This is a genomic window from Comamonas sp. B-9, assembly GCF_000410635.1.
Lineage (GTDB): Bacteria > Pseudomonadota > Gammaproteobacteria > Burkholderiales > Burkholderiaceae_C > Comamonas.
The window spans coordinates 5203-10835 of the sequence record NZ_KE148639.1 but is presented as its reverse complement, the minus strand read 5'-3'; the positions used below and the strand labels follow the sequence as shown (position 1 = coordinate 10835).

Sequence of the window (5633 nt, the reverse complement as noted above, 5' to 3'; positions counted from 1 at the left end):
CAGGGCCGAGGGCCTGAGCGCCAGCGACAAGCGCGAGCGCGTGCAGCAGGCGCTGGCCGATGTGGGGCTGGGCGGCGATTTTGCGACGCGCTACCCGCATGAGCTCTCGGGCGGGCAGCGCCAGCGCGTGGCCATTGCCCGCGTGCTGGTGCGGCGCCCGGCGCTGATGATCGCCGACGAGGCGGTCTCTGCGCTCGATGTGACGGTGCGCGCCCAGGTGCTGGACCTGCTGGCCGAGCTGCAGCAGCGCTATGGCTTCTCGTGCCTCTTCATCAGCCACGACCTGGGCGTGGTCGAGCAGATTGCCGACCGGGTCATCGTCGTGCAGGGCGGCCTGATTGCCGAGCAGGGCACGCGCGATGCCGTGTTTGACCAGCCGCAGAACCCCTATACGCGCCAGCTGCTCGATGCCATCCCCATGCTGCAGGCGACGCCCGATGGCGGCGTGCATCTGCGCTGGCGCCATGCCGAAGGCCGGGCCAACGCCTCTGCGGACGGCGCTGCCTGCCCTGCCTAAAAATTCAGCAACCTTTCAGGAGTCTTCTATGTCATCCCCTCCCGCCCGCCAGGGCCACGGCATCAAGCTCAGCTATTACGACTTTGGCGCCACCACCTTTTTTGCCAGCCAGTTCGACCAGCGCTTCAGCTACTGCCTCTACGTGCCCAAAAACTACAGCGAGAGCGAGGACAAGCGCTATGACCTGGCAGTGATCGTGCACGGCACGGGCCGCACCGCCAGCCAGTACCGCGACCGCTTTGCCGACTTTGCCGACCGCAATGACTGCATCGTGCTGGCGCCGCTTTTCCCCGCCGGCATTGGCGTGGCGGGCGACCTGGCCAACTACAAGCGCATTCTTTTCCATGGCATCCGCTATGACCAGGTGTTGCTGTCCATGGTCGACGAGGTGGCGGCCAAATACCGCCTGCGCAGCCAGCGCTTTCTGATGTATGGCTTCTCGGGCGGCGGCCAGTTCTGCCAGCGCTTTTTTCTGCTGCACCCCGAGCGCCTGCAGGCCGTCTCGATCGGCGCGCCGGGCGTGGTCACCCTGCTCAACACCGACTACGACTGGTGGGTGGGCGTGCGCGACATCGAGCAGCGCTTTGGCCGCAGCCTCAACCTGGCCGCGATGCGCGAGGTAGCCGTGCAGACCATCATCGGCACGGCCGACACCGCCACCTGGGAGATCACCATTCCGCGCGACAGCGCGCTGTGGATGGATGGTGCCCAGCTGCAGGGCGACAACCGCATCGAGCGCATCACCGCGCTGGCCGACAGCTTTGCCGCGCATGGCATCCGCGTGCAGCGCGACACCGTGCCCGGCATTGCGCACGAGCCCTTCAAGGTCATCGAGCCGGTCGAGGCCTTCTTGCAGCAGTGCCTGCGCACGCCGCAAGCTGCCTCGGTGTAAGAACCTGTTCCAAGCCCCCACGCCACCGTCCCCACCACCACAAGGAAGACCATGCCCACCAGCCGCTCTCTTTGGTCGCCCGCGCTGCTTGCCGCAGCCTGCGCGCTCAGTGCCCACAGCCAGGCCGCCGGCGCCCCCGATATGCTGCGCGTGGCGCTGCATGCCGATATCGCCAGCGTCAACCCCGGTGTCAACCGCGACGCCAACTCCGACATGGTGATGGCCCATGTGGTCGAGGGCCTGGTGGCCTATGGCGAGGACCTGAGCATCAAGCCCATGCTGGCCAGCAGCTGGAAGGCGAATGACGACAGCACCAGCTACGACTTCAAGCTGCGCCCGAATGTGCGTTTTCACAATGGCAAGACCTTGTCGGCCGCCGATGTGGTGTGGAACTTCAAGCGCTACCTCGATCCCAAGACCAACTTCCAGTGCATCAACCGCTACAACGGCAAGATCGGCCCGGCGCTGCAGGAGGTGAAGGCGGTCGATGCACAGACCGTGCGCTTTAGCTTCTCGGCGCCTGCGCCCAACTTCCTGATGACCCTGGCGACCATCCAGTGCACGCCCTGGATCATCCACCCTGATTCGGTAGCTGCCAACGGCAGCGTCAGCCAGGTGATCGGCACCGGCCCCTACAGCTTTGCCGAGAAGCAGACCGGCCGCTACACCGAGCTCAAGCGCTTTGCCGACTACAGTGCGCTGCCCGGCGCGCGCGATGGCTATGCCGGCAACAAGCAGGCCAGCATTGCCACCTTGCGCTTTGTGACCGTGCCCGATGCCAGCACCCGCTCCAACGGCGTGCTCTCGCGCGACCTCGATGTCATCGACGATGTGGACCCCGACACCATCAAGGTGCTCAAGGACAAGGGCGTGCAGGTGGAGGTGCAGCCCACGCCGAGCTGGGTGGTGCTGCAGCTGCAGACCGAGGCGCCCGCGCTCAAGGATGTGCGCATGCGCCAGGCGATTGCCAAGGCACTGAGCCTGCCCGATGTGGCCGAGGCCGCCGGCAAGGGCCTGTTCACGCCCAACCCCTCGGTGATATCGCCGCTCAGCCCCTACTACGACCAGCGCAGCAAGGCCTGGCCCGGCTATGACCCGGTGGGCGCCAGCGCGCTGGCCAAGCAGGCGGGCTACAAGGGCCAGCCCATCACGCTGCTGGTGGCCAATCGCCAGGAGCGCGTGCAGCTGGCCACCATCTTGCAGGCGCTGCTGGGCTCGGCCGGCATCAACATCGACATCAAGGTGCGTGACTGGGCCTCACAGCTGGATCTGTATGGCAAGGGCCAGTACGAGCTGGCCATCTTTGCCTACTCGGCGCGGCTCGATCCCTTGCTGATGTATGAATCGCTGATTGGCGACAAAAAGGCCGACCCGCCCCGCCAGTGGGACGATGCACAGGCTTCGGCCTTGCTCAAGCAGGTGGCGATGGAGCGCGACCCGGCCCGCCGCAAGGACCTGTTCAACCAGCTCCATGCGCTGATGGCCAAGGAGGTGCCGATCATCGGCCTGTACAACCTGCCCGTGGTCACCGCGATGGCGCCCAGCATCAAGGGCTACAAGGGCTGGCCTGCCGGCACGCACCGCTTCTGGGGTGTGACCCGCGCCGCGCCCTAAGTCAGCCTCTGCGCGCGTGGCCAGAACGCTCTGGTTCGGCCACGCGCGCACCTCTTTCCCCGCATTCCGCTCTCCGCGTTTCACACCCTGTATGTCTTTTTCTGCAACCGACTACCGCCTGGCCGATGCCACGGCACTGGCCCAGGCCATCCGCGCTGGTGCGCTCACCCCCCAGGCGGCGGTGGACCATGCCTTTGACGCCATCGAACGCTGCAACCCCCAGCTCAATGCCGTGATCCTGACGATGCGCGAGCAGGCAGAAGAACAGCTGCGCCAGCTGCCCGCTGATGCGCCGCTGCGCGGCGTGCCGGTGCTGCTCAAGGACGACTGCCCCAGCTATGCCGGCGCGGCGATGTCCTATGGCTCGCGCGCAGCGCTGGGCCATGTCTCGACCACCGACCACACCCTCGTGCGCTGCTACCAGCAGGCGGGCATGGTGATCGTCGGCAAGACCAATCTGCCCGAGTTCTCGGCCAATGTGGCGACCGCGCCCAGCCTGCATGGCCGCACCCTGAACCCCTGGAGTGCTGCGCACAATGTGGGCGGCTCCTCGGGGGGCTCGGCCGCAGCAGTGGCCGCCCGCATGGTGCCGCTGGCCTATGGCAATGACGGCGCGGGCTCGATCCGCATACCGGCGGCCTGCACGGGGCTGTTTGGCCTGCGCCCCTCGCGCGGCCGTGTGGCCTGCGGCCCCGTCTCCAGCGAGAACTGGGGCGGCCTCGTGAGTCACCATGTGCTCACGCGCAGTGTGCGCGATTCGGCGCTGATGCTGGACCTCACTGATGCGCTGGAGCCCGGCTCGCTCTATGCCGCACCGGCCAAGGCCGAAGCCTTTAGCCAGGCGCTGCTGCGCCCGCCCGGCCGGCTGCGCATTGGCGTGCTGCAGGATGCAAGCCCGGGCCAGGTGCTGGACAGCAGCATCCTGCAAGGCCTGCAGGACACGCGCCGCCTGCTGCAAGAGCTGGGCCATGTGACCGAAGAGGCGCACTGGAACTTCTCGCACAGCGATCTGGCCGCTGCTTTTAGCCGCATCATTGCCGCCTATACCGCGCTGGAGGTGGATGATCTGGTGCGCAGCACCGGCACGCCAGCGACGGCGGAGTTCTTTGAGCCGGTGAACCTGGGCCTGGCCGAGCAAGGGCGGCGCCTGGGTGCTGTCGACCTATTGGCCGCGCGCCATACCTGCAACAGCATCGCCCGGCGCCTGGGCGAGATGTTTGGCCGCTATGACCTGCTGGTCTGCCCGGTGATGCCCACCTTGCCCCAGGGCCTGCAGGCGCTCGATGTGCGCCAGCACGATGCGCAGCACTTTATGCAGGAGTTCATGGATGCGACCGTGTTCACCCGCCCGGCCAATGCGGCCGGCGTGCCCGCGATGAGCGTGCCGCTGTGGCAAAGCGCCAGCGGCCTGCCTGTTGGCATGCAGTTCATCGCCCCCTATGGCGCAGAAAGCCGGCTGCTGCAGCTGGCCGCGCAGCTGGAGCAGGCCCTGCCCTGGGACCAGCGCCTGCCCCCCGTCCACGCTTGATTCCAGACCCCTATGCTCTACACCAAACCCTATTACCAACCCCAGCAGCCCGCGCAGATCAAGGAGCTGGTCGACCGCGTGGTGCTGGGCACCTTGATTACCCCGCACAGCGAAGGCGTGGCGCTGTCCCACCCGGTGTTCCGGCTCGACACCACGCGTGGCGCGCTGGGTACCCTGGTTTCCCATGTGGCATCGGCCAGCGACCATGTGCGCTTTTTGCGCCAGGGGCTGCCGAGCATCGCCATCCTGATGGACCCGGGCGGCTATATCTCGCCGTCCTGGTACCCCAACTACCCGCAGCGCGACAGCGCGCCGACCTGGGGCTTTCAGGTGGTGCACCTGCATGGCACGCCGCGCATGCTCGAAGAAGATGAACTGGTAGCCCACCTGCAGGACCTGGTGGGCCATATGGAGCGTGGCCGCCGCTGCCCCTGGGACAGCAGCGAGCTGGGCCCCGGCGGCATGGAGCGGCGCCTGCCCGGCATTGTGGGTTATGAGATGCCGGTGGCGCGCTGTGAAGCCAAGTTCAAGCTGGGCCAGGACGAGCGCCCGGCCGATATGCGCGGCGCCGTCGAGCGCCTGCGCGAGCAGAACCAGCATGCGCTGGCCGATACCATAGAGCAGCACTGCCAACTCCAACAACCATGACCACCGCCCCCACCTACAGTTCCAGCGCCACACAGACCGACCCCATCGCCCAGGCCATTGCGCGCCACCACAGCGGCCTCAGCGCCGTGCCGGAGGCTGCTGCCTTCCATGCCTGGATGGCGCAGCAGCGCGGCAGCTGGAGTGGGCTGCTGCCCGGCCTGGCACAGGCGCGCATGGGCCACGTCGATTTCCGCAGCCCCGATTCGGCCGTGGCCGCCACCAGCGCCAGCATGGACCGCGAAGGCGCCACCCGCGCCTATGAGGCCCTGCAGCAAAGCCAGGGGTTTGAGATGGGTGTGGGCCACTGGATGGAGCAGCGCTGCGTCTACCAAAGCAGCAACTACGCATCGACCCGGCTGGAAGGCGCGATGCGCGACTGCCACCTGGGCCTGGACCTGTTTGCGCCGGCAGGCACCACGCTGCGGCTGGCGCCG

General features: G+C 67.2%; 6 protein-coding genes. All 6 read left to right on the top strand.

From position 1 onward, the window contains the following. On the top strand, positions 1-517 hold a 517-nt coding region (locus tag H928_RS28820; protein WP_043341149.1), incomplete at its 5' end, for an ABC transporter ATP-binding protein. 28 nt (positions 518-545) lie between these two features. After that, on the top strand, positions 546-1409 hold the full coding sequence (locus H928_RS0119400) for a hydrolase (RefSeq protein ID WP_021027990.1): 864 nt from the start codon (positions 546-548) through the stop codon (positions 1407-1409). A 51-nt stretch (positions 1410-1460) separates the two neighbouring features. Then, positions 1461-3023 (top strand): ABC transporter substrate-binding protein, encoded by a 1563-nt coding sequence (locus H928_RS0119395; protein ID WP_021027989.1) that lies wholly within the window; start codon positions 1461-1463, stop codon positions 3021-3023. A gap of 91 nt (positions 3024-3114) precedes the next feature. Continuing rightward, entirely contained in the window at positions 3115-4551 is a 1437-nt protein-coding gene (locus tag H928_RS0119390) for an amidase (protein ID WP_021027988.1), read from the top strand. 12 nt (positions 4552-4563) lie between these two features. Then, on the top strand, positions 4564-5199 hold the full coding sequence (locus H928_RS0119385) for an FMN-binding negative transcriptional regulator (protein WP_021027987.1): 636 nt from the start codon (positions 4564-4566) through the stop codon (positions 5197-5199). Beyond that, a partial coding sequence (locus H928_RS32935; protein ID WP_204366328.1) for a hypothetical protein occupies positions 5196-5633 on the top strand: 438 nt, incomplete at its 3' end. The genes H928_RS0119385 and H928_RS32935, both read left to right, overlap by 4 nt.

Bases quoted from the DNA above. Each gene is read 5' to 3' on its own strand.
- H928_RS0119400 (WP_021027990.1), top strand. From the start codon at position 546: ATGTCATCCCCTCCCGCCCGCCAGGGCCACGGCATCAAGCTCAGCTAT.
- H928_RS0119395 (WP_021027989.1), top strand. From the start codon at position 1,461: ATGCCCACCAGCCGCTCTCTTTGGTCGCCCGCGCTGCTTGCCGCAGCC.
- H928_RS0119390 (WP_021027988.1), top strand. From the start codon at position 3,115: ATGTCTTTTTCTGCAACCGACTACCGCCTGGCCGATGCCACGGCACTG.
- H928_RS0119385 (WP_021027987.1), top strand. From the start codon at position 4,564: ATGCTCTACACCAAACCCTATTACCAACCCCAGCAGCCCGCGCAGATC.